Origin of the sequence: Pseudomonas sp. NIBRBAC000502773, from assembly GCF_006517195.1 — a bacterium.
GTDB classification, from domain to species: domain Bacteria; phylum Pseudomonadota; class Gammaproteobacteria; order Pseudomonadales; family Pseudomonadaceae; genus Aquipseudomonas; species Aquipseudomonas marginalis.
On sequence record NZ_CP041189.1, the window covers coordinates 2,562,427 to 2,589,233 of the forward strand.

At 63.8% G+C, this 26,807-nt stretch carries 27 protein-coding genes; 14 read left to right on the forward strand and 13 right to left on the reverse strand.

Features of this window, described 5'->3' with window-relative positions; genetic code table 11:
• The first annotated feature begins 244 nt into the window (after positions 1-244).
• The 5 genes from NIBR502773_RS11810 to NIBR502773_RS11830 all read left to right on the forward strand — a co-directional run bounded on the left by NIBR502773_RS11810 (position 245) and on the right by NIBR502773_RS11830 (position 6,639).
• The gene (locus NIBR502773_RS11810; protein WP_141156112.1) at positions 245-1,384 is read left to right on the forward strand and encodes a Fic family protein; all 1,140 of its coding nucleotides are present in this window, start codon (positions 245-247) and stop codon (positions 1,382-1,384) included.
• 86 nt (positions 1,385-1,470) lie between these two features.
• On the forward strand, positions 1,471-1,713 hold the full coding sequence (locus NIBR502773_RS11815; RefSeq protein WP_003176346.1) for an exodeoxyribonuclease VII small subunit: 243 nt from the start codon (positions 1,471-1,473) through the stop codon (positions 1,711-1,713).
• On the forward strand, positions 1,710-2,597 hold the full coding sequence (ispA, locus tag NIBR502773_RS11820) for a (2E,6E)-farnesyl diphosphate synthase (protein WP_141156113.1): 888 nt from the start codon (positions 1,710-1,712) through the stop codon (positions 2,595-2,597). The genes NIBR502773_RS11815 and ispA overlap by 4 nt, the downstream gene beginning before the upstream one ends.
• Before the next feature lie 110 nt (positions 2,598-2,707).
• Positions 2,708-4,606 carry a 1-deoxy-D-xylulose-5-phosphate synthase gene (gene dxs, locus NIBR502773_RS11825; RefSeq protein ID WP_141156114.1) on the forward strand — a complete coding sequence of 633 codons (1,899 nt, stop codon included), beginning with the start codon at positions 2,708-2,710 and terminating at the stop codon, positions 4,604-4,606.
• Between the two features lie 140 nt (positions 4,607-4,746).
• On the forward strand, positions 4,747-6,639 hold the full coding sequence (locus NIBR502773_RS11830) for a TonB-dependent receptor domain-containing protein (protein ID WP_141156115.1): 1,893 nt from the start codon (positions 4,747-4,749) through the stop codon (positions 6,637-6,639).
• Positions 6,640-6,657: 18 nt separating this feature from the next.
• Here the strand turns inward: NIBR502773_RS11830 and NIBR502773_RS11835 are convergent, their stop codons facing one another.
• From NIBR502773_RS11835 to nrdR, 11 genes are all read right to left on the reverse strand, one after another.
• Positions 6,658-7,446 (reverse strand): cobalamin-binding protein, encoded by a 789-nt coding sequence (locus NIBR502773_RS11835; RefSeq protein ID WP_141156116.1) that lies wholly within the window; start codon positions 7,444-7,446, stop codon positions 6,658-6,660.
• Positions 7,443-7,862, reverse strand: a complete 420-nt coding sequence (locus NIBR502773_RS11840) for an MFS transporter (protein ID WP_141156117.1) — start codon at positions 7,860-7,862, stop codon at positions 7,443-7,445. The genes NIBR502773_RS11835 and NIBR502773_RS11840 overlap by 4 nt, the downstream gene beginning before the upstream one ends.
• Positions 7,859-8,476 carry a GTP cyclohydrolase II gene (gene ribA, locus NIBR502773_RS11845; RefSeq protein ID WP_027605197.1) on the reverse strand — a complete coding sequence of 206 codons (618 nt, stop codon included), beginning with the start codon at positions 8,474-8,476 and terminating at the stop codon, positions 7,859-7,861. The genes NIBR502773_RS11840 and ribA overlap by 4 nt, the downstream gene beginning before the upstream one ends.
• Positions 8,477-8,605: 129 nt before the next feature.
• Positions 8,606-9,334, reverse strand: a complete 729-nt coding sequence (locus NIBR502773_RS11850; RefSeq protein WP_141156118.1) for an ABC transporter substrate-binding protein — start codon at positions 9,332-9,334, stop codon at positions 8,606-8,608.
• Positions 9,335-9,398: 64 nt separating this feature from the next.
• Positions 9,399-10,364, reverse strand: coding sequence for a thiamine-phosphate kinase (gene thiL / locus NIBR502773_RS11855; protein WP_141156119.1), 966 nt, complete (start codon positions 10,362-10,364; stop codon positions 9,399-9,401).
• 18 nt (positions 10,365-10,382) lie between these two features.
• The gene (gene nusB / locus NIBR502773_RS11860) at positions 10,383-10,883 is read right to left on the reverse strand and encodes a transcription antitermination factor NusB (protein WP_027605194.1); all 501 of its coding nucleotides are present in this window, start codon (positions 10,881-10,883) and stop codon (positions 10,383-10,385) included.
• Positions 10,880-11,356, reverse strand: coding sequence for a 6,7-dimethyl-8-ribityllumazine synthase (gene ribE, locus NIBR502773_RS11865; RefSeq protein ID WP_003176356.1), 477 nt, complete (start codon positions 11,354-11,356; stop codon positions 10,880-10,882). Before ribE ends, nusB begins: the two co-directional genes overlap by 4 nt.
• Positions 11,357-11,444: 88 nt before the next feature.
• The gene (gene ribBA / locus NIBR502773_RS11870) at positions 11,445-12,536 is read right to left on the reverse strand and encodes a bifunctional 3,4-dihydroxy-2-butanone-4-phosphate synthase/GTP cyclohydrolase II (RefSeq protein WP_027605193.1); all 1,092 of its coding nucleotides are present in this window, start codon (positions 12,534-12,536) and stop codon (positions 11,445-11,447) included.
• A gap of 15 nt (positions 12,537-12,551) precedes the next feature.
• Positions 12,552-13,214 carry a riboflavin synthase gene (locus NIBR502773_RS11875; protein ID WP_027605192.1) on the reverse strand — a complete coding sequence of 221 codons (663 nt, stop codon included), beginning with the start codon at positions 13,212-13,214 and terminating at the stop codon, positions 12,552-12,554.
• Positions 13,215-13,262: 48 nt separating this feature from the next.
• Positions 13,263-14,399 carry a bifunctional diaminohydroxyphosphoribosylaminopyrimidine deaminase/5-amino-6-(5-phosphoribosylamino)uracil reductase RibD gene (gene ribD / locus NIBR502773_RS11880; RefSeq protein WP_065942243.1) on the reverse strand — a complete coding sequence of 379 codons (1,137 nt, stop codon included), beginning with the start codon at positions 14,397-14,399 and terminating at the stop codon, positions 13,263-13,265.
• Positions 14,396-14,866 (reverse strand): transcriptional regulator NrdR, encoded by a 471-nt coding sequence (gene nrdR, locus NIBR502773_RS11885; RefSeq protein ID WP_027605190.1) that lies wholly within the window; start codon positions 14,864-14,866, stop codon positions 14,396-14,398. Before nrdR ends, ribD begins: the two co-directional genes overlap by 4 nt.
• Positions 14,867-15,006: 140 nt before the next feature.
• On the opposite strand from nrdR, the gene NIBR502773_RS11890 reads away from it, so the two are divergent.
• From NIBR502773_RS11890 to trxA, 3 genes are read left to right on the forward strand one after another with little or no spacing between them, the layout of a single operon-like run.
• The gene (locus tag NIBR502773_RS11890) at positions 15,007-15,462 is read left to right on the forward strand and encodes a YbaY family lipoprotein (protein ID WP_027605189.1); all 456 of its coding nucleotides are present in this window, start codon (positions 15,007-15,009) and stop codon (positions 15,460-15,462) included.
• Positions 15,459-16,121 (forward strand): methyltransferase, encoded by a 663-nt coding sequence (locus tag NIBR502773_RS11895; RefSeq protein WP_065942245.1) that lies wholly within the window; start codon positions 15,459-15,461, stop codon positions 16,119-16,121. Before NIBR502773_RS11890 ends, NIBR502773_RS11895 begins: the two co-directional genes overlap by 4 nt.
• 32 nt (positions 16,122-16,153) lie before the next feature.
• On the forward strand, positions 16,154-17,026 hold the full coding sequence (gene trxA, locus NIBR502773_RS11900; RefSeq protein ID WP_115487486.1) for a thioredoxin: 873 nt from the start codon (positions 16,154-16,156) through the stop codon (positions 17,024-17,026).
• On the opposite strand, the gene NIBR502773_RS11905 is transcribed toward trxA, so the two are convergent.
• Positions 17,023-17,361, reverse strand: a complete 339-nt coding sequence (locus NIBR502773_RS11905) for a hypothetical protein (protein ID WP_141156120.1) — start codon at positions 17,359-17,361, stop codon at positions 17,023-17,025. The two genes, trxA and NIBR502773_RS11905, sit on opposite strands and share 4 nt — an antisense overlap.
• A gap of 131 nt (positions 17,362-17,492) precedes the next feature.
• Between NIBR502773_RS11905 and NIBR502773_RS11910 the strand changes: the two genes are divergently transcribed.
• From NIBR502773_RS11910 to NIBR502773_RS11930, 5 genes are all read left to right on the forward strand, one after another.
• Positions 17,493-18,092, forward strand: a complete 600-nt coding sequence (locus NIBR502773_RS11910) for a DUF2796 domain-containing protein (RefSeq protein WP_092358196.1) — start codon at positions 17,493-17,495, stop codon at positions 18,090-18,092.
• A gap of 6 nt (positions 18,093-18,098) precedes the next feature.
• The gene (locus NIBR502773_RS11915) at positions 18,099-18,809 is read left to right on the forward strand and encodes an ABC transporter ATP-binding protein (RefSeq protein ID WP_027605184.1); all 711 of its coding nucleotides are present in this window, start codon (positions 18,099-18,101) and stop codon (positions 18,807-18,809) included.
• 1 nt (position 18,810) lies between these two features.
• Positions 18,811-20,076, forward strand: a complete 1,266-nt coding sequence (locus NIBR502773_RS11920; RefSeq protein WP_027605183.1) for an ABC transporter permease — start codon at positions 18,811-18,813, stop codon at positions 20,074-20,076.
• An 11-nt stretch (positions 20,077-20,087) separates the two neighbouring features.
• Positions 20,088-20,609, forward strand: a complete 522-nt coding sequence (locus NIBR502773_RS11925) for a DUF3299 domain-containing protein (protein WP_065942251.1) — start codon at positions 20,088-20,090, stop codon at positions 20,607-20,609.
• Positions 20,610-20,703: 94 nt separating this feature from the next.
• Entirely contained in the window at positions 20,704-21,402 is a 699-nt protein-coding gene (locus tag NIBR502773_RS11930) for an OmpW family protein (protein ID WP_131700324.1), read from the forward strand.
• A gap of 99 nt (positions 21,403-21,501) precedes the next feature.
• Here the strand turns inward: NIBR502773_RS11930 and NIBR502773_RS11935 are convergent, their stop codons facing one another.
• Entirely contained in the window at positions 21,502-22,386 is an 885-nt protein-coding gene (locus NIBR502773_RS11935; RefSeq protein WP_027605180.1) for a sugar nucleotide-binding protein, read from the reverse strand.
• Between the two features lie 166 nt (positions 22,387-22,552).
• Between NIBR502773_RS11935 and NIBR502773_RS11940 the strand changes: the two genes are divergently transcribed.
• Positions 22,553-26,800: a DEAD/DEAH box helicase gene (locus NIBR502773_RS11940; RefSeq protein WP_141156121.1), complete on the forward strand. Its 4,248-nt coding sequence runs from the start codon at positions 22,553-22,555 to the stop codon at positions 26,798-26,800.
• Positions 26,801-26,807 lie beyond the last annotated feature (7 nt).

Consider the following 26,807-nt stretch of genomic DNA (forward strand, 5'->3'; position numbering starts at 1 on the left):
CCATTTGAAGCATCCCCCAAACTGTGATTTGGGGCTGACTGTTACGCGACCTTCGTAAGCCCTTTCTGATTTTCCCCACCGTTCATCCAGCCGCTTTTTACTGCGGCAGACAAATTTCACATCACAAAAACTACAGAAAACACCGATCACCAGACTAGACCCTGAGCCAAATCCACAGCACAATCGGCTCACCAAATGAGCCGAATAACCTCTTTATTCGGCTCACGCACCCAGGCATTCCACCATGGCTCATCCACACTGGATCTGGCAACACGCCGACTGGCCTCACTTCCACTGGCAACCCGGTCGCCTCGCGGCTTTGCTGCGCGAGTGCGGACAAGCCCAGGGCAAGTTGTTGGGCATGCTCGGCTCCGTCAGCCAGGCAGTCAGCGCACAGAATGAACTGGATGCGCTGCTGCAAAATATCCTGACGTCCTCGGCGATTGAGGGTGAGCAGTTGAATGTCGGCTCGGTGCGCTCGTCCCTGACAAGGCGGATGGGCCTGGAAGCGATGGAAGACGGTCAGGTAAGCCGCCGCAGCGAAGGCCTCGCCGAGTTGATGATGGATGCCACTCAACAATTCACCCAGCCGTTTACCCTCGCCCGCCTATTGAACTGGCATCACTTATTGTTCCCGGCCCCGCAAGCGGGCTATGCCGCTCGAGCGCTCAATATTGGATCCTTGAGGGGAGATGAGCCGATGCAAGTGGTGTCGGGCCGGCTTGATCGGCCGACCGTGCATTTCGAGGCCCCGCCACGTCTGGGACTGGAGCAGGCACTGGCGGATTTCCTGGAGTGGTTCGAAACCAGCCGCGATCAGCCGGAACTGGACCCATTGGTACGCGCCGGCGTCGCGCACTTCTGGTTTGTCACACTGCACCCCTTCGATGACGGCAATGGTCGCCTGACACGCGCTATCACCGATCTGGCACTGGCCCAGGGTGAACACCAGGCCATCCGTTTCTATGCCATGTCAGCCAGCATCCTCGAAGACCGCACCGGCTACTACAACGCGCTGGAATCCAGCCAGAAGGCCTCCCTGGATATCACTGCCTGGCTGGAGTGGTTCCTTAAAACCCTGTTACGCAGCGTGCAGCAGGCCATGGCGCGGATTGACCGGGTGCTGGAAAGGAGTCGGTTCTGGCAGCAACACCGCGACGTCCCTTTGTCGGCTGAACAGATCAAGGTCCTCAATCGACTGCTCGACGGTGGTGAGAAGGGCTTCGAACACGGCATCAGCGCGGCGCAGTACCAGGCGGTCGTAAAGGTCTCCAAGGCGACAGCGACGCGACACCTGGCGGACCTGCTGGAAAAAAACTGCCTGGTCCGCCTCCCCGGAGGCGGCCGCAGCACGCGATATCAGGTCAATACAGGGGGCGAGTGACACCCCACTCATTTGCCCGCTCATTTGCCCAGAATCCCCACGTCTGCTAGTGTCGCGCCGGTTTACCGTCTACCGGAATAGCCGCCATGGCCCGCAAAAAAGTTGCACTCGATTTCGAACAATCCCTCGCCGACCTGCAAACATTGGTCGAGCGTCTGGAGAACGGCGAGTTGTCGCTGGAGGACTCGCTGACGGCGTTTGAGCAAGGCATCGGCCTGACCCGTGACTGCCAGAGCGCATTGGCGCAGGCGGAGCAGAAGGTCCAGGTATTGCTGGAGCGTGACGGAGAGTTGGCCGAAGAACCTTTCGATGCGGAACAGCCGGAATGATCGACGCGTATCAGGCCAGTAGCCAAGCCCGGGTGAACGCGGCGCTGGAGCCCTTGTTTGTTGCGCCAAGCCCGGAAATGAAGCGTCTGTATGAAGCCATGCGCTACAGCGTGATGAATGGCGGCAAGCGCGTGCGCCCGTTGCTGGCGTATGCGGCCTGTGAAGCGCTGGGCGCGCCGGCCGAACAGGCCAACGGTGCCGCCTGTGCGGTCGAGTTGATTCACGCCTATTCCCTGGTACACGACGATTTGCCGGCCATGGACGACGACGATCTGCGTCGTGGCCAGCCCACCACCCATAAAGCCTTTGATGAAGCCTATGCGATCCTCGCCGGCGACGGCTTGCAGAGCCTGGCGTTCAGCGCGTTGCTGGACCCACGCCTGAGCAGCGTCAACGCCGAGATCCGCCTGCGCATGGTCACCGCACTGGCCCTGGCTGCCGGCCCTGCGGGCATGGTGGGCGGGCAGGCGATCGACATGGGTTCGGTCAGCGTCAAGCTGGATCAAAAAGCCCTTGAGCACATGCACCGCCACAAGACCGGTGCACTGATCGAAGCCGCCGTGCACTTGGGCGCCCTGGCCAGCGGGCGTGCCGAAACCGCGCAATTGGCGGCGCTGCAGACCTATTCCCGGGCCATTGGCCTGGCGTTCCAGGTGCAGGACGACATTCTCGACGTGGAAAGCGATACCGCCACCCTGGGCAAACGCCAGGGCGCCGATATCGCACGGGACAAACCGACTTATCCTGCGCTGCTCGGGCTGGAAGCCGCCAAGGCCTACGCCGTGGAACTACGCGATCAAGCGCTGGACGCCCTGCGACCTTTCGACGCGGCGGCCGAGCCGCTGCGTGACCTGGCGCGGTATATCGTCGAACGTCGCCACTGATTACGGCGGCCATTGCAGCCGCATATCGGCCAAGTTCGGCGCTCTGCGTGGGCAGTTTGCGATGCTTGAGGTAAACTGCCGCCTCTTCTATACCTATAACGATTCGCCTGATGCCCACGACGTTTCAAGAGATTCCCCGCAAGCGCCCGTCCACGCCCCTGCTCGACCGTGCTGCCACGCCGGACGGCCTGCGTCGTCTGGGTGAAGCCGAGCTGGAAACCCTGGCCGATGAGTTGCGCCTGGAATTGCTCTACACGGTCGGCCAGACCGGTGGGCATTTCGGTGCCGGCCTGGGCGTCATCGAGCTGACCATCGCGTTGCACTACGTGTTCGACACCCCGGATGACCGGCTGGTGTGGGACGTGGGCCATCAGGCGTATCCGCACAAGATCCTCACGGGCCGCCGCGAGCGCATGGGCACGCTGCGCCAGAAGGACGGCGTTGCCGCCTTCCCGCGCCGCGCCGAAAGCGAGTACGACACCTTTGGCGTCGGCCACTCCAGCACCTCGATCAGCGCAGCGCTGGGCATGGCGATTGCCGCCCGCCTGCAAGGCAGCGACCGCAAGGCAATCGCCGTGATCGGTGATGGCGCGCTGACTGCCGGCATGGCCTTCGAAGCGCTGAACCATGCGCCGGAAGTGAACGCCAACATGTTGGTGATCCTCAACGACAACGACATGTCGATCTCGCGCAATGTCGGTGGCCTGTCCAATTACCTGGCCAAGATTCTCTCCAGCCGCACCTACGCCAGCATGCGTGAAGGCAGCAAGAAGGTGCTCTCGCGTCTGCCCGGCGCGTGGGAAATTGCCCGGCGCACCGAAGAATATGCCAAGGGCATGCTGGTCCCCGGCACGCTGTTCGAAGAGCTGGGCTGGAACTACATCGGCCCCATCGACGGCCATGACCTGCCCACGCTGATCGCCACGCTGCGCAATATGCGTGACCTCAAGGGCCCGCAGTTCCTGCACATCGTCACCAAGAAAGGCAAAGGCTTCGCCCCGGCGGAAGTCGATCCGATCGGCTACCACGCGATCACCAAGCTGGAACCCCTGGACGCCCCCGCCGCTGCGCCGAAAAAAGCCAGCGGGCCGAAGTACTCCGGTGTGTTCGGCGAATGGCTGTGTGACATGGCCGCCGTCGACCCGCGCCTGGTGGGCATCACCCCGGCGATGAAGGAAGGCTCCGACCTGGTGGCGTTCAGCGAGCGTTTCCCGCTGCGCTATTTCGACGTGGCCATTGCCGAGCAGCACGCGGTGACCTTTGCCGCCGGCATGGCCTGTGAAGGCGCCAAGCCTGTCGTGGCGATCTACTCCACCTTCCTGCAGCGCGGTTATGACCAGTTGGTGCATGACGTCGCCGTGCAGAACCTCGACGTGCTGTTTGCCATCGACCGCGCCGGTCTAGTCGGCGAAGACGGCCCGACTCACGCGGGCAGCTTCGACCTGTCCTACTTGCGCTGCATTCCCGGCATGCTGGTAATGACGCCGAGCGACGAAAACGAACTGCGCAAGATGCTCAGCACCGGCCACCTGTATAACGGCCCGGCCGCCGTGCGTTACCCGCGGGGCAACGGCCCGAATGCGCTGATCGAGAAGGACCTGGAGCCGATCGAAATCGGCAAGGGCATTGTGCGTCGCCAGGGCAGCAAGGCTGCATTCCTGGTGTTTGGCGTGCAATTGGCCGAAGCGCTCAAGGTGGCCGAGAAGATCGACGCCACCGTGGTCGACATGCGCTTCGTCAAGCCGCTGGATGAAGCCCTGGTGCGCGAAGTCGCCGGTAGTCATGAGCTGCTGGTGACCGTCGAGGAGAACGCCATCATGGGCGGTGCCGGTGCGGCGGTCAGTGAGTTCCTGGCGCGGGAAAACATCCTCAGGTCGGTGCTGCACCTGGGCTTGCCGGATACCTACGTCGAACACGCCAAGCCGGCGCAGATGCTGGCTGAATGCGGGCTGGATGAAGCAGGGATCGAGGCTTCGGTGCGCGAGCGCCTGGCGCTGCTGGCCCTGTAGAAACCGGAACCAAAATGTGGGAGGGGGCTTGCCCCCGATAGCGGTGGATCAGTTACAGCTACTGAGACTGACACACTGCAATCGGGGGCAAGCCCCCTCCTACATTTGATTGTGCCATCTTCAAACGCCATGGACAGCCCATGAAACACCTGTACCTTGCCCTGCCGCTTCTTCTGCCCTCCCCTGAATTGCTCGCCGACACCCGCGACAACGCCCTGAAACTCACCGACGTCGTCATCAGCGCCAACCGCCAGGTCCAGGCACGCAACGACAGCAGCGCCGCCAACACCGTGTTCACCCGCGACGACATCGACCGCCTGCAACCCACCAGCCTCACCGACCTGCTCAGCCGTGTGCCCGGCGTACAAGTCGCCCCCTCCGGTGGCCGTGGCAGTTTGCCGGGCATCTACCTGCGGGGCACCAAGTCCGCCCAAAGCCTGGTGCTGGTCGACGGCCAGCGCATCGCCAACACCACCTCTGGCGACAGCGGCCTGCAATACCTCAACGTCGACCAGATTGAGCGGGTGGAAGTGCTGCGCGGCTCGCGCTCGGTGATCTACGGCAGCGACGCGATTGGCGGCGTGATCCAGGTATTCACCCGACGCAATGCCGAGCAAGGCGTGCAACCAAGGGTGAAAGTCGGGTTCGGCAGCCACAACACCTGGGAACGCAGCCTTGGCCTTTCGGGTGGTGACAAACAGACGCGCTTCAACCTGGGCGCGAGCCTGGACGACACGGCCGGCATCAACTCAACCCGCCAGTCGTTCCCCAGCGACGGCGACCATGATGCTTATCGTAACCAGTCCGTGAGCCTGAACCTCAGCCACTCCTTCAGCGATGAACTGGAGGTGGGCTTCAATCTGTTGGATAACCGTGGCAAGTCGGAGTACGACAACAGCTTCGGCCGCTACGACGCCGCCACCGGGCAAACCGTCGGCCAGAAACCCTACACCGACTACGCTGTGAGCAGCGCCAGCGGCTATGTCGACGCCACGTTCAATGAGCACTGGCAATCGCGCCTGGAGCTGGGCCACAGCGAGAACCGCGACACCAAGCGCGACACCCTCAGCGAGGATTTCAGCGTATTCAACACCTACCGCGACTCGGTCAACTGGCAGAACGACCTGACCCTGGATGAGCAGAACAGCCTGATCCTCGGCGGCGACTGGTACGAAGACCGCTTCCACGGCTCCACCACCTTTACCGAAAACAGCCGCTGGAACCGCGCCGCCTTCGTGCAGCATCGCTTTCACAGCGCGTGGTTTTCCACCGAACTGGGCCTGCGTCACGACCAGAACCAGCAGTTCGGCGGGCAGAACAGCTGGAGCGGTACCCTGACCTTGCCGGTCAACCCCGACAATGACCTGCTGCTGAGCTACAGCGAAGGCTTCCGCGCGCCGACCTTCAACGACCTCTATTATCCGGACACGAAGTACAGCAACCCCCACCTGCAGCCCGAAACATCAAAGAGCTACGAACTGCAGTGGCGCAGCCAGTTGAGTGACAGCACGCGCCTGGAAGCTTCGCTGTACCGCACCGATTTGAGCGATGCGATCATTCTCGACCAAACCGGCAAGCCGCAGAATGTGGCGTCGGCACGCATCAACGGTGTTGAGGCGGCGCTCAAGCAGGACCTGTTCGGCTGGCAAGGCAACCTCGGACTGTCGCTCATCGACCCGCGCGACCGCGACAGTGGCCACACCCTGGCCCGCCGGGCACGGCGTACGTTGAGCCTGGACCTCGACCGGCAATTCGACCAGATGGGCGTGGGCGCCAGTTGGCAGGCGATCAGCCACAGCTATGACGATGAAGCCAACACCCAGCGCCTGGGCGGCTATGGGCTGCTCGAGCTGCGTGGCAGTTGGGCGGTGACGCGGGAAGTGGCGTTGTCGCTGAAGGTCGACAACCTGCTGGACAAGTCCTATGCACGGGCACGCTACAGTTACAACGATCCGGCATTCGTCAACAATCACGATTACCGTGAAGAAGGCCGGACGTGGATGTTTGGCGTGACCTGGACACCTGAAATCTGATTGTGGCCTGGACCGGCCTCAGCGGCCCGGAGCAATCACCTGACACAGCCGCGCCAGCGCTTCCAGCATCTGCCCGCTGGGCCGTTCCAGGCCTTTGTCCGGAACCAGCCGCACCCGCGCCGCCATGGTTGGCCAGACCTTCCAGGCTTCCTTCTGAGCCTGATCGCCCACCAGGATCATCTCGGGATTGCGCTGCAATACCGACTCGATGCTGACCTGCGGCGCGGGCAGCTTCAGGTCGTCAAATACGTTGCGCGCACCGCACACGCTCAACGCGTCGCTGATGATCTGGCCGCCACCCACGGTGTACAGCGGCTGGTTCCACACCTGGTAGAACACCCGCACCGGTTCGGCCCGCTGATAACGCTGACGCAACTGCGCCAGGCGCTGGCGCAGGCGCGCGGCCAATTGCCGGCCGGCGTCGGCACGGCCCAATTGCGCGGCGATGGCCTGGACCTGAGTGGTGAGTTGTTCGAGGCTATGGGGTTCGGCGACGTACACCGGGATATTCAGGCGCTGCAGTTGCTCGCGCTGGGCCGGGCCGACGCTACCGGGCCAGAGCAGGATCAGGTCGGGCTTGAGGCTGAGCAGGCGCTCCATATCGAGTTGCCCGTAACGCCCAACCGACGGCACGTTCGCCAGTGCCACCGGCCGATCGCCGCCATCGAGCACGCCCACCAGCAAGTCGGCAGCACCCAGTTCAACCACGATTTCAGACAGGGAGGGAGCCAGGCTCACGACCCGTTCGACCGCCAGTGCCGGGGCACCGAACGCCAGCAGCAGGAGCGCCAGCCAGCGGACCCTCATCCCAGCTGGCGCGGGATGCGGTAGAGGTAAAACAACACCATCGTCGATAGCGCCAACAGGAAAAGCGGCACCGCTTCCAGGCCGACGAACACCGCCAGTGCGCCCACCCAGGCCGGCACGGCCGCCACCATCAAGGCCGTGCGCCGACGCGCCGCCAGGGTGATCCAGGCAGCCGGTTCTTCAGCGGTATCGAGGGCTTTGGAGGTGGCGATCAGGGCGTGTTTATAGCCGTTGAAGTAGCGCAGGCTGAGGAACATCGACGCCACGCCGGCGATAAAGAACGGCATGGCCAGCACCGGCAACAAGGGCTCGCCCTGGCCAAACACCAGGTTGATCACGAACAGCGGGAGCAGCGCCAGGGCCAGGTACTGCCACCAGCTGAAGGACAGTCGCCGTTTCACCTGGCCACGGGTCACGCGCGGTCGACCTCGCCTTGATGCTCGTTGCCCATCATGTGGTCGAGCTTGCTGGCCTTGGTCGCCAGGTAGAGTTTGTTATGCGGGTTGTGCCCGGTGTGCAGCGGTACGCGCTCGGCCACGGCGATGCCCATCTCGGTCAAGGCCTTGACCTTGCGCGGGTTGTTGGTCATCAGGCGCAGGGACTTCACGCCCAGGTGCTCCAGCATCGGCAGGCAGATCGCGTAGTCACGCTGGTCGGCGGCGAAGCCCAGGCGCTCATTGGCCTCGACGGTATCGGCGCCGCCGTCTTGCAGCTCGTAGGCGCGGATCTTGTTCAGCAGGCCAATGCCACGGCCTTCCTGACGCAAGTACAAAAGGACTCCACGGCCTTCACGGGCGATGGCGCGCATCGCCGCTTCAAGTTGCGAGCCGCAGTCACAGCGCTGGCTGAACAGCGCATCGCCGGTCAGGCACTCGGAGTGCACGCGACCGAGAACCGGTGCGCCATCGGCGATATCGCCGAGGCTGAGCACAACGTGCTCGCGCCCGGTGGCTTCTTCGAGAAAGCCGCTCATGGTGAACGTGGCAAAAGGGGTAGGCAGCTTGGAAGCAGCGACGAAAACGACGGGCACCGTGTGCTCCTGATTTCAGATTTCACAGAGGCGGGCATTATAACAGCAGGTTCCTACAGACGCTTAAGCTGAATTATCGCTGATAAAGATCAATCGGTTTGATTGGCCTTCGTCCCGGTTCTATGCAGGTCAGAACGGATACGGCAGTTTCCAGCGCAGGAAAATCGGCTTCAGTTCGCCGCTTTTCACCAGGACCGCCATGCGCTGGTCAAACACGGTGCGTAATGCCCGCCCACGCTCGGTATCGGCAAAACCCACGTAGAGCGGCAGGTCGATGATGTGGGTGAGCCGGAACTGGGACGGGGCGTCCGCCTGACTGAGAACGTATCGGGCTTCGGTGAGCGCATCAATGTAGAAGTCGGCACGACCATGCTGCAGCATCGGCAAAATACCATCGCGCCGCTGGATCTGATTGAAACGGCGCACATGGGGCAAATACGCCTCGTACTTGTAGCCCCGCACCCAGGCCAGGCGATAATCCCCCAGCGTCGCGGCGCTTGGTATCGGCGAGGTCGCCAGCCCAAGGGCGTAGATGGGGTCGGAATCGAAGTTCCAGTGCGGGTAAAGCACACCCTTGACTTCATCGCGGTAGGAACCGACCCAGCCATCCACTTCACCGCGCTGGGCCAGGCCGACCGAGCGGGTGTAAGGTTCAATACGGGTTTGCAGGGTAATCCCGACCGGTTCGAAGACGTGCCGCAACACATCCCAGGCCAGGCCGCTGCCGTCGGCATTGGTGTAGTCCTCCCAGGCCTCGCTGGCCAGCATGACCTTGCCGGGCACCACCGGCACCTCCTGCGCCTGGCTCCATGCCGGAAGGACACACAGCAGCATCAGCAGCCAGCGGCGTACATCCATGGCGATGATCTCCTGCAAATCCAACATCCAGAACGACGTAATAGAGCGTAGCGCAGCACGCGATTCAGGGTGCCGGGCAAAAATGTTGATAGCCACGGATGGCCGGGGTGATGTCTTGCCCGAGAGCGTCAAGCAGCGTTACGCCCTGCCCCGCCTGGACCTGGCCGATAACATGCACCGGCCAACCGTCAGCCAGCAACGGCGCCAACTCGACGGGCGGCAGGGTGAACACCAGCACGTAGTCATCGCCGCCGCTCAATGCGGCGACCCGCGCCTCGTCATCACCGACAAACGCCAGCAACGCGTGGGACAGCGGCAGCTTCTGGCGCTCGATCAACAGGCTGACAGCCGAGGCCTTGGCGATATGCCCGCAATCGGCCAGAAGACCGTCAGAAATATCCATCGCCGATGTGGCCTTGCCCCGTAGAGCCAGGCCCAAGGCCAACTGCGGTTGTGGCGACCAGTAATGGGCAAGCAGCGGGTCGGCAATCGCGGCATCGGCGCTGCGCTGCCCCAATACCAGCGGCAAGGCACCGGCGGCATTACCCAACTCGCCGCCGACACACAAGAGGTCGCCCGGCTGTGCACCGCTGCGGGTCAGCGCCTGCCCGGCGGGTACACGACCAAACACGGTCAGGGTCAGGCTCAGCGGACCGCGCGTGGTGTCGCCGCCCACCAGGCCCACACCGCAGTTTTGCGCCATGGCGTTCAACCCCTGGGCATAGCGTTGCAGCCAATCGGCATCGACGCTCGGCGTAGTGAGTGCGAGAGTAAACGCGAGGGGGTGGGCGCCCATGGCGGCCAGGTCGCTGACCGCCACGGCCAGCGAGCGCTGGCCGAGCAGGAACGGGTCACAGGGGTCGGCAAAGTGCACGCCGGCCACCAAGGTATCGGTGGAAATTGCCAGCTGCTCCCCGGCGGGGAGCGCCAGCAGGGCACAGTCGTCGCCGATCCCCAGGGCAATGCCCTCGCCGCCCTGTGCGCACGGCGCGGCGGCGAAGTACTGGTGGATCAGCTCGAACTCGCCCATTCAGGACTCAAGCGCAGGTTAGCGCTTGTACGCCTTCACTTCGGCTTCACGCAGGCGCGGGGCCAGCTTGTCGAGCACGCCGTTGACGAACTTGTGACCGTCGGTCGAACCGTAGACTTTCGCCAGTTCGATGCCTTCATTGATCACCACGCGGTACGGCACGTCGACGCGCTTGAGCAGCTCCCAGGTGGACAGGCGCAGTACGGCCAATTCAACCGGGTCCAGCTCTTCGAGGGTCAGGTCCAGGCACGGCGTCAATGCCGCATCGATCTCGGCCAGGTTGGCCGGAACGCCGTGCAGGATGTCGTGGAAGTAGCTCTGGTCGGCAAACGTGAAGTCGTTATCGACGCGAAATTGCGCTTCGATTTCGTTCAGCGAGGTGCCAGCCATGTGACGCTGGTACAGCGCCTGGGTGGCGAGCTGGCGGGCAGCACGGCGCTTTTCGCTTTTCGACGGCTTGCCGGCGTCCGCTGGACGCTCGTCGCGTGGGTTGAAGCAATCGCTCTCGTCGGAAATCACTTGGCCTCCAACTGCGACAGCAGGCTGACCATTTCCAGGGCGGACAGGGCAGCTTCAGCGCCTTTGTTGCCGGCTTTGGTGCCGGAACGCTCGATGGCTTGCTCGATGGAATCCACGGTCAGTACGCCGAAAGCGACTGGCACGCCGAACTCCATGGACACCTGGGCCAGGCCCTTGGTGCATTCGCCGGCCACGTATTCGAAGTGCGGAGTACCGCCACGAATGACCGCGCCCAGGGCGATGATCGCCGCGTATTCACCCTGCTGAGCAACTTTTTGCGCAACCAGCGGAATTTCGAAGGCGCCAGGGGCGCGGATGATAGTGATGTCGCTCTCGCTCACACCGTGGCGAACCAGGGCATCCACGGCACCGCTTACCAGGCTTTCAACCACGAAGCTGTTGAAGCGGCCAACCACCAGGGCATAGCGGCCTTTGGGGGCGATGAAGGTACCTTCGATGGTCTTCAGGGTCATTCGACAAATCTCTTAAAGAGCCGGGACGCGAAAAGTGCGTCCCTCAGTGATGATTTAACCGCGAACAAGGGGCAAAAAGCGCCGGCCTTTATTCGGAGGGCACGTATTCTACAACTTCCAGATCGAATCCGGATATCGCATTAAATTTCATCGGTGCGCTCATCAGGCGCATTTTGCGCACACCGAGGTCACGCAGGATCTGCGAACCGGCGCCGACGATGCTGTAGGTGGTCGGCGTTTTCACCTGGGTCTGTTCGGCAGTTTCGCGAATATGCGCGAGCAGCACGTCGCCATCCACCGGGTTACCCAGCAGCAGCACCACACCGCTGCCGGCCTCGGACACCGCAGCCATGGCGGCGCGCAGGCTCCAGCGGCCCGGTTGCTTGACCATCAGCAGGTCGCGCAGCGGGTCCATGTTGTGCACGCGCACCAGGGTCGGCTCGTCGGCGCAGATAGTGCCCAGGGTCAGGGCCATGTGCACGTCGCCTTCCACCGAATCACGGTAGGTCACCAAATTGAATTGGCCCAGTTCGCTGTCCAGTGGCTGCTCGGCAATCCGCTGAACGGTACGTTCGTGGATCATCCGGTAGTGAATCAGGTCGGCAATGGTGCCGACCTTGATGTTGTGTTCGGCGGCAAAGGCTTCGAGTTCGGCGCGGCGGGCCATGGTGCCGTCGTCGTTCATCACTTCGCAGATCACGCCGCAGGGCTCGAAACCGGCCATGCGCGCCAGGTCGCAGGCGGCTTCGGTGTGGCCGGCGCGAGCGAGGGTGCCGCCCGGTTGAGCCATCAACGGGAAGATGTGGCCGGGGCTGACGATGTCTTCGGCCTTGGCGTCCTTGGCGGCAGCGGCTTGCACGGTGCGGGCACGGTCGGCGGCGGAAATGCCGGTGGTGACGCCGGTGGTCGCTTCAATCGATACGGTGAACTTGGTACCAAACCCTGAACCATTGCGCGGCGCCATCAACGGCAGCTTGAGCAACTCGCAGCGCTCGCGGCTCATGGGCATGCAGATCAAGCCACGGGCGTGCTTGGCCATGAAGTTGATGTGCTCAGGCTTGCAGGCCTCGGCGGCCATGATGATATCGCCTTCGTTTTCGCGGTCTTCGTCATCCATCAGGATGACCATCTTGCCTTGGCGGATGTCTTCAACCAGTTCTTCGATGCTATTGAGCGCCACAGGGCACCCCCTTGGTCAGGATTTCAGGTAGCCGTTAGCGGCCAGAAAACTTTCGGTGATGTTCCCGGCTGCAGGCTCTGCGGCCTTATCGCCCAACAGCAGGCGCTCCAGGTAACGGGCAAGCAAGTCGACTTCCAGGTTCACCCGGCGACCAGGCTGGTACGACGCCATGATGGTCTCGCTCAGGGTGTGGGGAATGATGGTCAGTTCGAATTCGGCGCCATTCACGGCGTTCACGGTCAGGCTGGTGCCGTCGACGGTGATCGAGCCTTTGTGGGCAATGTACTTGGCCAGCTCCTTGGGCGCGCGGATGCGGAATTCCACGGCGCGCGCATTTTCGCTGCGGGCCACCACTTCGCCGACGCCGTCGACGTGGCCGCTGACCAGGTGGCCGCCAAGGCGGGTGGTCGGGGTCAGGGCTTTTTCCAGGTTGACCGGGCTGCCGGCCTTGAGGTCGTTCATCGCGGTGCAGTCCAGGGTTTCCCGGCTGACGTCGGCGGCAAAGCCGTTGCCCGGCAGTTCGACGACGGTCAGGCACACGCCGCTGACAGCGATGCTGTCGCCCAGCTTGACGTCGCCGAGGTCGAGCTTGCCGGTTTCAACCAGCAGGCGCACGTCGCCGCCCTTGGGGGTCATGGCGCGGATGCTGCCGATGGATTCGATAATGCCGGTGAACATGGCGTTACTCCTGGAAAACGGTGCGGGCACTTGAGCGCCCGGTCAGAATTATACGCTCGCTGCTGGCACAGGGATGGCAGTGACTCGCCAGTCGTCGCCTACAGCGCGCATTTCAGTGATCTTGAGTTGGGGAGCGTCGGCCAGCTTCTCAAGTGGCCAGTCCAGCAAAGGCCGGGCAGCGGAGCCGAGGAACTTGCCAGCGACGAAAATCACGTATTCGTCCACCAGGCCCTGCTGGGCAAACGCGCCCGCCAGGCTTGGGCCGGCTTCCACCAAGACGTCGTTGACACCACGGGCGGCCAGCGCCACCAGCGCCGAGCGCAGGTCGACCTGGCCGTCCACGCCCGGCACCACCAGGCATTCGGGGCCACGGGGGAACTGGTTTTCCGCGGTGACGCAGGTGATGACCAGCGCCGGGCCGGCCTTGAAGAACGGTGCGTTGAGCGGCACGCGCAAACGGCCGTCGATCAGCACGCGCAGCGGCGGGCGCGACATGGCCAGGGCCGTGGTGGCGTCGTCCAGGCCGAGTTCGGCGGCGCGTACGGTCAGGCGTGCACCGTCGGCCAATACGGTGTCGGCACCGGTCAGCACCACGCTGGCCTCGGCGCGCAGGCGCTGCACGGCGGCGCGGGCGGCGGGGCCGGTGATCCATTGGCTTTCGCCGCTGGCCATGGCAGTGCGGCCATCCAAACTCATCGCCAGCTTGACCCGCACAAACGGCAGGCCATGCTCCATACGCTTGAGAAAGCCCTTATTCAGGGCCCTGGCTTCACCTTCCAGCACGCCGCTGCGCACCTCGATTCCGGCCTGGGCCAGGCGCTGCATGCCGCGCCCGGCGACTTCCGGGTTGGGGTCCTGCATCGCTGCGACCACCCGCGCCAGCCCGGCACTCACCAGCGCATCGGCGCACGGCGGGGTATGGCCGTAGTGGCTGCAGGGCTCGAGGGTTACGTACGCCGTGGCGCCGCGCGCCTTGTCACCGGCAGCCCGCAAGGCATGCACTTCCGCATGGGGCTCGCCGGTGCGCACATGCCAGCCTTCGCCGACAATCTGCCCAGCGCGGACAATCACGCAGCCCACACGCGGGTTGGGGTGGGTGGTGTACAGGCCGTTGCGCGCCAGTTCGAGGGCGCGGGCCATGTAATGGGCGTCCAGCACAGCCTGTTCAGCAGAAAGTGGGTTCATTCTTTGACCGGCTCACGGGCCAGGCGGTCGATCTCTTCGCGGAACTCGTTGAGGTCCTGGAAGCGTCGATACACCGAGGCGAAACGGATATAGGCGACTTCGTCGAGCTTTTGCAGCTCGCCCATCACCAGCTCTCCCACCACCAGGCTCTTGACCTCGCGTTCGCCGGTGGCGCGCAGCTTGTGCTTGATATGCGCCAGCGCCGCCTCCAGCCGCTCGACACTCACCGGGCGTTTTTCCAGGGCGCGCTGCATACCGGCGCGCAGTTTTTCTTCGTCGAAAGGCTGGCGGCTGCCGTCGGACTTGATCAGGCGCGGCAATACCAGTTCGGCGGTTTCGAAGGTGGTGAAACGTTCACCGCAGCCAGAGGCCAGGCATTCGCGCCGGCGACGCACTTGATCGCCCTCGGCGACCAGACGCGAGTCAATGACCTTGGTGTCGTTGGCACCGCAGAAGGGACAGTGCATGGTGGCAGGCAACAAAAAAAGGGAGGGCCATGGTAGCGCATCCCTGTGGCAAGACAAGCCATAGCCTTTACGGTATATAGGCAGGCCTATATGTTTCTTATATTTCAAGCCACGGATTTTGTCCTTTTCTGGAGCCGTACATGCAGTTACGACCACTTGTTTTGCTCACCGTGTTCAGTGTCCTGGTCGCCTGCAGCAGCGAAGCCCCCAAGCCGGCCGCCCCTCAACCGACGCCCGCACAAGAGAAAAAAGTCCCCGGCATTGAAGACCTCGGTCCCCTGCCCGCCTATCAACGCGAAATCAGCGGCAGCCTCACCAACGTACCGGCCGGCGCCGAAGTCGAGATGGCGCTGCTGGTGATCGATGACCGTTCGCGCCCGCAACAACTGTTGGCGAGCAGCGTCTTGACCGGCAACGGCAAGCCCCTGGCCTTCCGTCTGCGCTACAACCCCGAGGCGTTCCCAGCCGGTGCGCGGGTTGAATTGCGTGGCCGTGCCAGCCAGTCCGGCCAATTGATCCTGCACCTGCCTGCCGTACGCATCACCCAGGCGATCACCCAGACCACCGGCCCTCTGGAACTCGTCAAGGCGCCATGACGCCGCCGCTGGACTTGCAGCGCGCCCTGAGCGCGCTGATCGGCGACGCCCAACTGGTGCCCTGCCCGCTGCCGGGTACTGCGCTTTCATTGTGGCTGCTGGATGCGGACAACATGGACCGCGCCTTCAGCCCCGAGGAAACCCGGCGCATCCTGCATGAACCGCCCTACTGGAGTTTTTGCTGGGCCAGCGGCTTGGCGCTGGCGCGGTATCTGGCGGCGAACCCGCAATGGGTGAAAGGCAAGCGCGTGCTGGATTTCGGCGCGGGCTCCGGTGTGGCCGGGATTGCCGCGGTCAAAGCCGGCGCGCTGGAAGTGGTGGCCTGCGACCTGGACCCGCTGGCGTTAGCGTCCTGCCGGGCGAATGCCGAACTCAACGGTGTGGAACTGAGTTACTCGGCGGACTTTTTCGCCGAAGCCGATCGCTTCGACCTGATCCTGGTCGCCGACGTGCTCTACGACCGCGCCAACCTGCCGTTGCTCGACCACTTCCTCAGCCGAGGCCGCGAAGCGCTGGTGGCGGACTCGCGCGTGCGGGACTTCCAGCACCCGGCTTATCAACGGCTGGAGATACTCGATGCACTGACGTTGCCGGACTTGGCCGAGCCTTGGGAGTTTCGCAAGGTGAGCCTGTACCATTCGCGGCGCCAGCCCTTATAGTTGCCCCATTCCCGCTTTATTCGAGACGCCCCATGAGTGAACCCACGCCGTACATCTTCGACGTCACCAGCGCCAATTTCGACCAGGCCGTGATCCAGAACTCCTTCGAAAAACCCGTGCTCGTGGATTTCTGGGCCGAGTGGTGCGCGCCGTGCAAGGCGTTGATGCCCATGCTGGCGCAGATTGCCCAGAGTTATCAGGGTGAGCTGCTGCTGGCCAAGGTTGATTGCGAAGCGGAGCAGGACATCGTCGCGCGCTTTGGCATTCAAAGCCTGCCGACGGTGGTGCTGTTCAAGGATGGCCAGCCGGTGGATGGGTTTGCCGGGGCGCAGCCGGAGTCGGCGGTGCGGGCGATGCTGGAGCCTCACGTGAAGATGCCACCACCGGCGGCGGCTGACCCACTGGAGCAGGCCCAGGCGCTGTTTGCCGATGGCCGCATCAGCGACGCCGAGGCCGTGCTGGTGGCGCTGCTGGGTGAAGACAACACCAACGCCGCCGCGTTGATTCTGTACGCCCGTTGCCTGGCCGAACGCGGTGAGTTGGGTGAAGCCCAAACCGTGCTCGATGCGGTGAAGAGCGATGACCACAAAGCCGCCCTCGCCGGCGCCAAGGCACAAATCACCTTCCTGCGCCAGGCCGCCGACCTGCCGGACGCCGCCGAGCTGAAAAGCCGCCTGGCGCAAAACCCGCAGGATGACGAAGCCGCCTATCAACTGGCCATCCAGCAACTGGCGCGCCAGCAGTACGACGCGGCGCTGGAAGGCTTGCTCAAGCTGTTTATCCGCAACCGCAGCTACAGCGAAGGCCTGCCGCACAAGACCTTGCTGCAGGTATTCGAACTGCTGGGCAATGATCACCCGCTGGTGACCGTGTACCGCCGCAAGTTGTTCGCCGCGCTGTACTAATCGCCGATCCAACTGTACAGCGGCGTATCCCCGCCGCTGGCCACCTTGACCTTGGTGCTATGGCGCAGGCGCACCAACAGGCGCTTGCCCGCCGCGGCATCCCCCGCCAAACCTTCCAGTCGATCAAGCAGTTCCAGGCCGCTGAGTTGCCCGGCGTTGCGCAACAGGTCCTGGGCGTTCTGCCACAGATCATCGTTCGGCTTGACCGGCGCGGCGGTCGCGCTTGCCACTGGCGTCGCCTGCAACTGCGCGCCGAGTCGTGCCCAATCGCCGTCGTCCAGCTCCAGGGTCAAGTCCACCGGCAGATCGCCGATGGTTCCACGAATTCGCAACATCGTCCTTACTCCTGCATTTTTTCTGACGAGCATGCTCCCATGCGGCTTGCGCAACGCCAAGCGGGCGGGCAAACTCTCGGCACTATTGTTATAAGATCACATAACAAAACTTTCATCTCTGGAGCTTTCCCATGCGCCGTCTGTTGCTTGCTTTGCCGTTTGCCCTGTTGCCACTCGCCATCGCTCAAGCTGCCGACGAGCATGACCACGATCACGAACACGGCAGCCTCGGCGCCCACGAACATGGCGTAGGCCGCCTTAACGCGGTACTCGACGGCCAGGCCCTGGAGCTTGAACTGGACAGCCCGGCGATGAACCTGGTGGGCTTCGAACACCTCGCCACCAGCGCAGCCGACAAAGCCAAGGTCGCCGCTGCACGCAAACAACTGGAGAACCCACTGGCGCTGTTCAACCTGCCCAAGGCCGCCGGTTGCGTGATCAGCTCCCAGGAACTCAACAGCCCGCTGTTCGGCGACAAACCGGAAGCCGACCACGACGACGATGATGACCACGACGCCAAAGACGGCGCCCACGAGCATCATCACGATCACAGTGAAATCCACGCCCACTACCAATTCACCTGTGCCACGCCGACCGCCCTGGGCAACCTGGACCTGACCCAGGTGTTCAAGACCTTCCCCGCCACCCAGAAAATTCAGGTACAACTGATCGGCCCGAGCGGCCAGCAAGGTGTTGAAGCGACGGCCACAGCAGCCACCCTGAAGTTCTGAGTGCCCATGACCCACCCATTGATCGAACTGTCTGACCTGGGCTTCAACTGGCCCGGTCACCCACAGTTACTGGACATCCCCGCGTTCCGCCTGGAAGCGGGGGAAACCCTGTTTCTCAAGGGGCCGAGCGGCAGTGGCAAAACCACCTTGCTCGGCCTGCTCGGCGGTGTGCAGAAGCCCAGCCAGGGCAGCATCCGCCTGCTCGGCCAGGAGCTGACCGAACTCTCGGCCGGCGCCCGGGACCGCTTTCGTGTTGACCACACCGGCTATATCTTCCAGCAGTTCAACCTGCTGCCGTTCCTGTCGGTGCGCGAGAACGTCGAGTTGCCCTGCCACTTTTCCAAGCTGCGCGCGCAACGGGCGATCCAACGCCACGGCAGCGTCGACCAGGCCGCCGCGACCTTGCTGGCGCACCTGGGTTTGAAGGACAAAGACCTGCTGGAGCGCCGTGCCGACTCGTTGTCCATCGGCCAACAGCAACGGGTGGCCGCCGCCCGTGCGCTGATCGGCCAACCGGAGCTGGTGATCGCCGACGAGCCCACCTCGGCCCTGGACTACGACGCCCGCGAAGCCTTCATTCGACTGCTGTTCGCCGAATGCCGCGAAGCCGGCGCCAGCCTGTTGTTTGTCAGCCATGACCAGAGCCTGGCGCCGTTGTTCGACCGCAACCTGTCGCTGGCCGAACTCAATCGCGCCGCCACGCCCGCAGAGGTTTGAGATGTATCTGTTTCGTCTAGCCATGGCCAGCCTGGCTAACCGCCGCTTTACCGCGATCCTCACCGCCTTCGCCATCGCCTTGTCGGTGTGCCTGCTGCTGGCGGTGGAGCGCGTGCGCGTTGAGGCGCGCAACAGTTTCGCCAGCACCATCAGCGGCACCGACCTGATCGTCGGCGCGCGCTCCGGTTCGGTCAACCTGCTGCTGTACTCGGTGTTCCGCATCGGCAACGCCACCAACAACATTCGTTGGGACAGCTACGAGCACTTCGCCGCCAGCCCCCAGGTGAAATGGGCGATCCCGATTTCCCTCGGCGACTCCCACCGCGGCTACCGCGTCATGGGTACCAACGAGTCGTACTTCGAGCACTACCAGTACGGGCGCAAGCAAAACCTGGAGCTGGCCAGCGGCCGTGCCTTCGCCACCGACCCGTTCGAAGTAGTACTCGGCGCCGAAGTCGCCGATGCCCTGCACTACAAGCTCGGCGACAAGCTGGTGCTGGCCCACGGCGTGGCGGTGGTCAGCCTGGTAAAACACGATGACAAACCGTTCACCGTGGTCGGTATTCTCAAGCGCACCGGTACACCGGTGGACCGCACGCTGCATATCAGCCTCGGCGGTATGGAGGCGATCCATATCGACTGGCACAACGGCGTACCGGCCCAGGGCAAAGGCCGCATCAGTGCCGACCAGGCGCGCAACATGGACCTCACCCCGCAAGCCATCACGGCCTTTATGCTCGGCCTGAACAACAAGATTTCCACCTTCGCCCTGCAGCGGGAGATCAACGAATTCCGTGGCGAACCGATGCTGGCGATCCTGCCCGGCGTGGCGCTGCAAGAGCTGTGGAGCATGATGGGCACCGCCGAAAAAGCCTTGTTCGTGATCTCGCTGTTCGTGGTGCTGACCGGTTTGATCGGCATGCTCACGGCGATTCTCACCAGCCTCAACGAACGCCGCCGCGAAATGGCGATCCTGCGCTCGGTGGGCGCGCGGCCGTGGCATATCGCAACCTTGCTGATTTTCGAAGCCTTCGCCCTGGCCCTGTCCGGCGTGATCGCAGGCGTGGGCTTGCTGTATGTGTGCATCGCCGCATCGCGCGGGTATTTGCAGGCCAATTACGGCCTGGACCTGCCGATGTCGTGGCCCAGCGAATATGAATGGACCCTGCTCGCCGGTATCCTGGCTGCAGCGCTATTGATGGGCAGCGTGCCCGCGTGGCGCGCCTACCGACAATCCCTGGCCGATGGCCTGTCCATACGTTTATGAGGAAGGCTTCGATGCGTCGCGCTCTGTTTGCGTTATTGCTGCTGGTGGCCGTGCCCGCCTGGGCAGAGGACCAGCCCAAGGACTTGTCCTGGCAGGAGATGATCCCGCCGGACGCGCCGCCGGAAATCCCCAACATGAAACCGCTGCACGACCTGTCGAACATGGCCGATGCCTTGTCCGTCGAAGCGGCGCCAGCGGCCAAGCAGGATCTGCCCAATGCGCCGGTGGTGCAGAGCCTCGATGGCCAGCACATCCGCCTGCCCGGGTATATCGTGCCGCTGGAAGTCAGTGAAGAAGGCCGCACCACCGAGTTCCTGCTGGTGCCGTATTTCGGCGCGTGCATCCATGTGCCGCCGCCGCCATCGAACCAGATCGTGCACGTGAAAAGCGAACTCGGCGTGAAGCTCGATGAGCTCTACCAGCCGTACTGGATCGAGGGTGCGATGCAGGTCAAACCGTCCACCAGTGAACTGGCCGACGCCGGCTACCAGATGGATGCCGAGAAAATTTATATCTACGAACTGCCGGAATAACGCTGATCGCCCTTTCATTGAGCTGAGTCAAAAGACCGGACGGAACGATCTTTACCATTGGACGTACAACTTCTAAACGTCCTCTGGAGCTCCCATGAACAAGTCTCTGCTCGGCGCGTCCCTCTTCGCCCTCGCACTCGCCGCCCCTGCCGTCCACGCTCACGAAGCGGGTGACATTCTGATTCGTGCCGGTGCAATCACCGTGAACCCGAAGGCAGACAGCAGCACCGTCAAAGTTGACCAGGGCCCACTGGCCGGCGCCAACCTGGGCGGCAAGGCGACCATGAGCAGCGACACCCAGCTGGGCCTGAACTTCGCCTATATGCTCACCAACCATGTCGGTATCGAACTGCTGGCGGCCACGCCGTTCGAGCATGACGTGAAGATCAAGGGCACCGCCCTCGGCGCCGCCAACGGCAAGCTCGGTACGCTGAAACACCTGCCACCGACCCTGAGCGTCGTGTACTACCCGCTGGACAATAAATCCCCGTTCCAACCGTACGTAGGCGCCGGTATCAACTACACCTGGATCTACGACGAACACGTCGGCAGCCGCGCCTCCGAAGCCGGCTTCAGCAACTTCAAGGCCGAGAACTCCTGGGGCTGGGCTGCGCAGATCGGCGCGGACTACATGATCAACGACAAGTGGATGATCAACGCCCAGGCGCGCTACATCGACATCAGCACCAAGGCCACCGTGGAAAACAACGCCGTGGCGCCTGGCACCCGTGCCAAGGTCAATGTGGACGTTGACCCGATGGTTTACATGGTAGGTATCGGCTACAAGTTCTAAGCAACACTGCATAACCAATGTGGGAGGGGGGTTGCTGTGGTGAGGGACAAGTCCCCATCACCACAGCAACCCCCCTCCCACATTTTGCTTTGTGTCGTGTCAGCTATGGCGGTAGAACCGGTCCAGCAACGCCGGTAACCCCGCTCGCCACGCCCGCGGCTTGATGCCGAAGGTGTGGAGGATTTTCTTGCAGGCCAGCACCGCATGCTGCGGTTCGTCTGCCGCATCCGGCCGTGCCGCGTGGGCCTGGGCGGTAGGCGCTTCGATGGCCAGCGCATGGTAGCTGCGCGCTTCGGTGAGGATCGCCTGGCCCAGCGCCAGCGGCGTGGTCGCCTCATGCCCGGCGTAGTGGTAAGTGCCCCATAGCGGCGCCGCGCAATCGAGTTGCTTGAGCACCGAGATGATCACCCGTGCGGCATCGTCCACCGGCGTCGGGTTACCGCGGCGGTCGTCCGCCATCAGCAACTCATCCGGTTTCTCGGCCCGGGCCAGGAAGCGCCCGAGGGTGCCGTCGACGCTGTCATCCAGCAGCCAGCCAAAACGCAACAGCACATGTTGCGGGCACGTCGCGCGCACGCTTTGCTCGATCCGCCACAACGCCTGGCCGCGCAGGCCCAGGGGCACCGGCTCGTCCTTTTCGCTGTAGGCGGTGGCGCGGGAGCCATCGAACACGCGGTAGCTGGACGGTTGCAGCAGGGTAATGTTGTGGTGCTGGCACAGTTCGGCCAGGCGCTCGATGGCGAACTCCTGGGCGGCCAGGCGGGTTTCGCTGACAGCTTCGGCCTGGAACCAGTCGAAATAGTAGGCGAGGTTGATCAACGCATCGGGACGGGTGTCGTCGAGCAATTGGGTGAGGCTTGCGGCATCCCAGCCGTCTTGGGGCGGTTTGGGTGCGAGGAAACCAATGTCTTCCTCTGCACCGAGGCGAATCAGCGCCTGCCCGAGGGCATTCCCGCCGCCCAGTAACATAAGGCGCATTCGCATAGATTGAGCAGGCCCGGTCTGTTTGGAACGATGGTTATGGTCGGCAAGCCCGTGAGGCGTGCCGTAGGTTTATTCCAGAATCGTTGCATTTTGCGGGTTTGTAGCGCAACCGTCACGGATAAAGTGCGGGGTTGCAACTTGTTGGAGTGGGCTGCATAACTTAGGCATGAACCTTCCTGAATCAACCGACACGGTCTTGAACGGCTTCCACCCCGCCGTCAGCACCTGGTTCCGCCACACCTTCCCTTCGGTGACCAGCGCCCAGGCCCAGGCGTGGCCGCTGATCCGCCAGCGCCGCTCGACGCTGATCGCGGCGCCCACCGGCTCCGGCAAGACGTTGACGGCGTTCCTCGCGGTGCTCGATGACCTGGTGCACCAGGGCCTGGCCAACGGCGGGCAACTGCCGGACGAGACGCTGGTGGTGTATGTGTCGCCGCTCAAGGCGCTGTCCAATGACATCCAGATCAACCTGCAAACCCCGCTGGCCGGGATCACCGAGCATTTGCAGCGCCTGGGCCTGCCGCCGCTGGTGATCCGCACCGCCGTGCGCACCGGCGACACCCCGCAGAAAGACCGCGCACAAATGCGCAAGCGCCCGCCGCATATCCTCGTGACCACGCCGGAATCGCTCTACGTGCTGCTGGGCTCGGACTCCGGCCGGCAGATGCTGGCCAGCGCGCGCACGGTGATCGTCGATGAAATCCACGCCATCGCCGCCAGCAAACGCGGCAGCCACCTGGCCTTGAGCCTGGAGCGCCTGCAAGGCTTGTGTGCCGAGCCACTGACCCGCATCGGTCTGTCGGCCACGCAAAAGCCTATCGAGGCGGTGTCGCGCTTTCTGGTGGGCACCGACCGGGCGTGCGACATCGTCGACATCGGCCATGCCCGCCCCCGTGACCTGGATATTGAAGTGCCCCCGGTGCCGCTGTCGGCGGTGATGGCCAACGATGTCTGGGAGCTGGTCTACGACCGCCTCGCTGCACTGGCCCGTGAGCACCGCACCACACTGATCTTCGTCAACACCCGGCGCCTGGCCGAACGCCTGGCCCGGCACCTGAGCGAGCGCCTGGGCAAGAGCGCCGTGGCCGCCCACCACGGCAGCCTGGCCAAGGAGATGCGCCTGGATGCCGAGCAACGGCTCAAGGCTGGCGAGCTGCAAGTGCTGATCGCCACCGCGTCCCTGGAGCTGGGGATTGATATCGGCGATGTCGATTTGGTGTGCCAGATCGGTTCGCCGGGCTCCATCAACGGTTTTCTGCAGCGGGTGGGCCGCTCCGGGCATCAGGTCGGCGGCACGCCCAAGGGGCGCCTGTTCGCCACCACCCGCGACGATCTGATCGAATGCGCCGCCCTGCTCGATTGTGTGCGGCGGGGCGAACTGGACACCTTGCAGATCCCGGTGGCGCCCCTGGACGTGCTGGCCCAGCAGATCATCGCCGAGGTCAGTGCCCAGGAGTGGCCGGAGCAGGCCCTGCTTGACCTGATCCACCGCGCCGCGCCCTACGCCGCCCTGGATGAACGCCACTACCAGGCGCTGCTGCAGATGCTCGCCGAGGGCTACAACGGGCGCCAGGGTATCCGCAGCGCGTACCTGCACCGCGATGCCATGACCCGCACCCTGCGCGGCCGCCGTGGCGCCAAGCTGACCGCCGTGACCAGCGGCGGCACCATCCCCGACAACGCCGACTACAGCGTATTGCTCGAACCCCAAAGCCTGAACATCGGCAGCGTCAACGAAGACTTCGCGGTGGAAAGTATCGCCGGGGATATCTTCCAGCTCGGTAATACGTCCTACAGGATCTTGCGAGTCGAAGCCGGCAAAGTGCGGGTCGAAGACGCCCATGGCCAGCCGCCGACTATTCCGTTCTGGCTCGGCGAAGCGCCGGGGCGCAGCAATGAGTTATCCGCCGCTGTCGCACGTTTGCAGGGGCAACTCGACACCCTGCTCAGCGCCAGCCCCGGCGACCTGCAACCGGCGCAAGAGTGGCTCATCGGCACCCTTGGCCTGAACCGCGCCAGCGCCGAACAGATCCTCGACTACCTGGCCCGCGCGCGCCTGGCCCTCGGCGCGTTGCCGTCCCGGGACACGTTGATCATGGAGCGGTTTTTCGACGAATCCGGCGGCACTCAGTTGATCATCCACACGCCGTTCGGCAGCCGCGTCAACCGCGCCTGGGGCCTGGCCTTGCGCAAGCGTTTTTGCCGCACCTTCAACTTTGAGCTGCAAGCGGCAGCCAGCGAAAATGCGATCGTGCTGTCGCTGTCCACCAGCCACAGTTTCGAGCTGGATGAGGTGTGGTGTTACCTCAACAGCAACAGTGCTGAACACCTGCTGATCCAGGCGGTGCTGGATGCGCCGCTGTTCGGCGTGCGCTGGCGCTGGAACGCCGGCGTGGCCCTGGCGCTGCCGCGCTTTACCGGCGGACGCAAAGTGGCGCCGCAGCTGCAGCGCATGAAGAGCGAAGACCTGATCGCCAGTGTGTTCCCCGACCAGATCGCCTGCCTGGAAAACCTCGCCGGTGAACGCGAAGTACCCGAGCACCCGCTGGTGGAACAAACCCTCGATGACTGCCTGCACGAAGCCATGGACAGCGACGCCTGGCTTGCCCTGCTGCGGCGCATGGAGCGCGGCGAAGTGCGCTTGATCAGTCGCGACCTGCCGGCGCCCTCGCCCATGGCCGCCGAGATCCTCAGCGCGCGCCCCTACACCTTTCTCGACGACGCACCGCTGGAAGAACGCCGCACCCAGGCCGTGCTCAACCGCCGTTGGAGCGACCCGCAGAGCACCGACGACCTCGGCGCACTGGATGCGGACGCCATCGCCGGCGTGCGCGAAGAGGCCTGGCCGGCGCCCCATGGCGTGGATGAAATGCATGAGGCACTGATGAGCCTGGCGTGCATCGCCAGCCACGAAGTCACGGCGCAATGGGCCGAGTGGCTGAACGCCTTGGCCAAGGCTGGCCGCGCTTTTCAGTTGTCCAATGGCCTGTGGGTCGCGCTGGAACGCCTGGGGTGTTTGCAGGCGATCTACCCCAACAACTTGCCGTTGCTCCCCGGCTTCGATGAGGCCTGGGCCTTTGACGACGCGCTGGTAGAAGTGCTGCGTGCGCGCCTGGGTAGCTTCGGCCCGCAGAGCATTATCGAGATCGCCGCGCCGCTGGTATTGCCGCTGGCCGACGTCACCCAGGCGCTGGCCCGCCTCGAGCAGGAAGGCTACGTGCTGCGCGGTCGCTTCAGCCCCGGCGCACTCGAGGAACAATGGTGCGAACGGCATCTGCTCGCCCGCATTCATCGCTACACGGTCAAGCGCCTGCGCCGGGAAATCGAGCCGGTGGCGCTGCAGGATTTCATGCGTTTCCTGTTCGATTGGCAGCATCTGTCCGACAGCACGCGGGGCCAGGGCAACGCGATGCTGCCGCAGATTGTCGGCCAGTTCGAAGGCTACGCCGCCGCCACGTCGGCCTGGGACAGTGACCTGCTCAGTGCGCGGCTCAAGGATTACTCATCGACCTGGCTCGACGAGCTGTGCCGCAGCGGCAAGCTGGTGTGGACGCGCTTGAGCAACAAATCCGGCGCCATGGCCCTGCGCAGTACGCCGGTGGTGCTGTTGCCGCGCAGCCAGGTGGCCTTGTGGAGCGGGCTCACCGAACCCACCGACAGCACGACGCTGTCGCCCAAGGCGCAGAAAGTCCACCTGGCCTTGCGCGAACACGGCGCGCTGTTTTTCGATGAGCTGGTGCACGAAGCCCATCTGCTGCGCAGCGAACTGGAAACCGCGTTGCAGGAACTGGTCGGCGCCGGCCTAGTGAATGCCGACAGCTTTGCCGGGTTGCGCGCACTGACCACCCCGGCCAGCAAGCGCCAGGCGCGCAGCAGTCGGCGCGGGCGGGGGGCGTTTATCGGCGGCATGGACGATGCCGGGCGCTGGGCGCTGATTCGCCGCCCCTCGACCGCCGCCGGCCCGCACTCGGCCGAAACCCTGGAACATGTGGCGATGACCTTGCTGCGCCGTTATGGCGTGGTGTTCTGGCGCTTGCTGGAGCGCGAGGCGGATTGGTTGCCGAGTTGGCGCGAACTGCTGCGCACATTCCATCGGCTGGAGGCCCGGGGTGAGATTCGCGGTGGACGGTTTGTCAGCGGGCTGGCGGGTGAGCAGTTTGCGTTGCCGGAGGCGATCCCGTTGCTGCGCGAAGTGCGGCGCAGGCCCCATGACGGGAGTTTGATTGCGGTGTGCGGGGCTGACCCGCTGAACCTGGTGGGCACATTGTTACCGGGCAGCAAGGTGCCGGCGGTGAGTGGGAATCGGGTTGTGTATCGGGATGGATTGCCGGCGGCGGTGATGATCGCCGGCAAGCAGCAGGTGTTGCTGGAGGTGGATCAGCAGACGGTGCAGGAGAAGTTGATCAGGCATTGAATTTGAG

Bases quoted from the DNA above. Each gene is read 5' to 3' on its own strand.
- NIBR502773_RS11935 (WP_027605180.1), bottom strand. From the start codon at position 22,386: ATGCGAATGCGCCTTATGTTACTGGGCGGCGGGAATGCCCTCGGGCAG.
- NIBR502773_RS11830 (WP_141156115.1), top strand. From the start codon at position 4,747: ATGAAACACCTGTACCTTGCCCTGCCGCTTCTTCTGCCCTCCCCTGAA.
- NIBR502773_RS11910 (WP_092358196.1), top strand. From the start codon at position 17,493: ATGCGCCGTCTGTTGCTTGCTTTGCCGTTTGCCCTGTTGCCACTCGCC.
- ribD (WP_065942243.1), bottom strand. From the start codon at position 14,399: ATGAACCCACTTTCTGCTGAACAGGCTGTGCTGGACGCCCATTACATG.
- thiL (WP_141156119.1), bottom strand. From the start codon at position 10,364: ATGGGCGAGTTCGAGCTGATCCACCAGTACTTCGCCGCCGCGCCGTGC.
- ribE (WP_003176356.1), bottom strand. From the start codon at position 11,356: ATGACCCTGAAGACCATCGAAGGTACCTTCATCGCCCCCAAAGGCCGC.
- ispA (WP_141156113.1), top strand. From the start codon at position 1,710: ATGATCGACGCGTATCAGGCCAGTAGCCAAGCCCGGGTGAACGCGGCG.
- nrdR (WP_027605190.1), bottom strand. From the start codon at position 14,866: ATGCACTGTCCCTTCTGCGGTGCCAACGACACCAAGGTCATTGACTCG.
- NIBR502773_RS11915 (WP_027605184.1), top strand. From the start codon at position 18,099: ATGACCCACCCATTGATCGAACTGTCTGACCTGGGCTTCAACTGGCCC.
- NIBR502773_RS11940 (WP_141156121.1), top strand. From the start codon at position 22,553: ATGAACCTTCCTGAATCAACCGACACGGTCTTGAACGGCTTCCACCCC.
- NIBR502773_RS11925 (WP_065942251.1), top strand. From the start codon at position 20,088: ATGCGTCGCGCTCTGTTTGCGTTATTGCTGCTGGTGGCCGTGCCCGCC.
- NIBR502773_RS11850 (WP_141156118.1), bottom strand. From the start codon at position 9,334: ATGGATGTACGCCGCTGGCTGCTGATGCTGCTGTGTGTCCTTCCGGCA.
- NIBR502773_RS11810 (WP_141156112.1), top strand. From the start codon at position 245: ATGGCTCATCCACACTGGATCTGGCAACACGCCGACTGGCCTCACTTC.
- NIBR502773_RS11890 (WP_027605189.1), top strand. From the start codon at position 15,007: ATGCAGTTACGACCACTTGTTTTGCTCACCGTGTTCAGTGTCCTGGTC.
- dxs (WP_141156114.1), top strand. From the start codon at position 2,708: ATGCCCACGACGTTTCAAGAGATTCCCCGCAAGCGCCCGTCCACGCCC.
- NIBR502773_RS11835 (WP_141156116.1), bottom strand. From the start codon at position 7,446: ATGAGGGTCCGCTGGCTGGCGCTCCTGCTGCTGGCGTTCGGTGCCCCG.
- NIBR502773_RS11930 (WP_131700324.1), top strand. From the start codon at position 20,704: ATGAACAAGTCTCTGCTCGGCGCGTCCCTCTTCGCCCTCGCACTCGCC.
- NIBR502773_RS11815 (WP_003176346.1), top strand. From the start codon at position 1,471: ATGGCCCGCAAAAAAGTTGCACTCGATTTCGAACAATCCCTCGCCGAC.
- NIBR502773_RS11905 (WP_141156120.1), bottom strand. From the start codon at position 17,361: ATGTTGCGAATTCGTGGAACCATCGGCGATCTGCCGGTGGACTTGACC.
- trxA (WP_115487486.1), top strand. From the start codon at position 16,154: ATGAGTGAACCCACGCCGTACATCTTCGACGTCACCAGCGCCAATTTC.
- NIBR502773_RS11875 (WP_027605192.1), bottom strand. From the start codon at position 13,214: ATGTTCACCGGCATTATCGAATCCATCGGCAGCATCCGCGCCATGACC.
- NIBR502773_RS11920 (WP_027605183.1), top strand. From the start codon at position 18,811: ATGTATCTGTTTCGTCTAGCCATGGCCAGCCTGGCTAACCGCCGCTTT.
- NIBR502773_RS11895 (WP_065942245.1), top strand. From the start codon at position 15,459: ATGACGCCGCCGCTGGACTTGCAGCGCGCCCTGAGCGCGCTGATCGGC.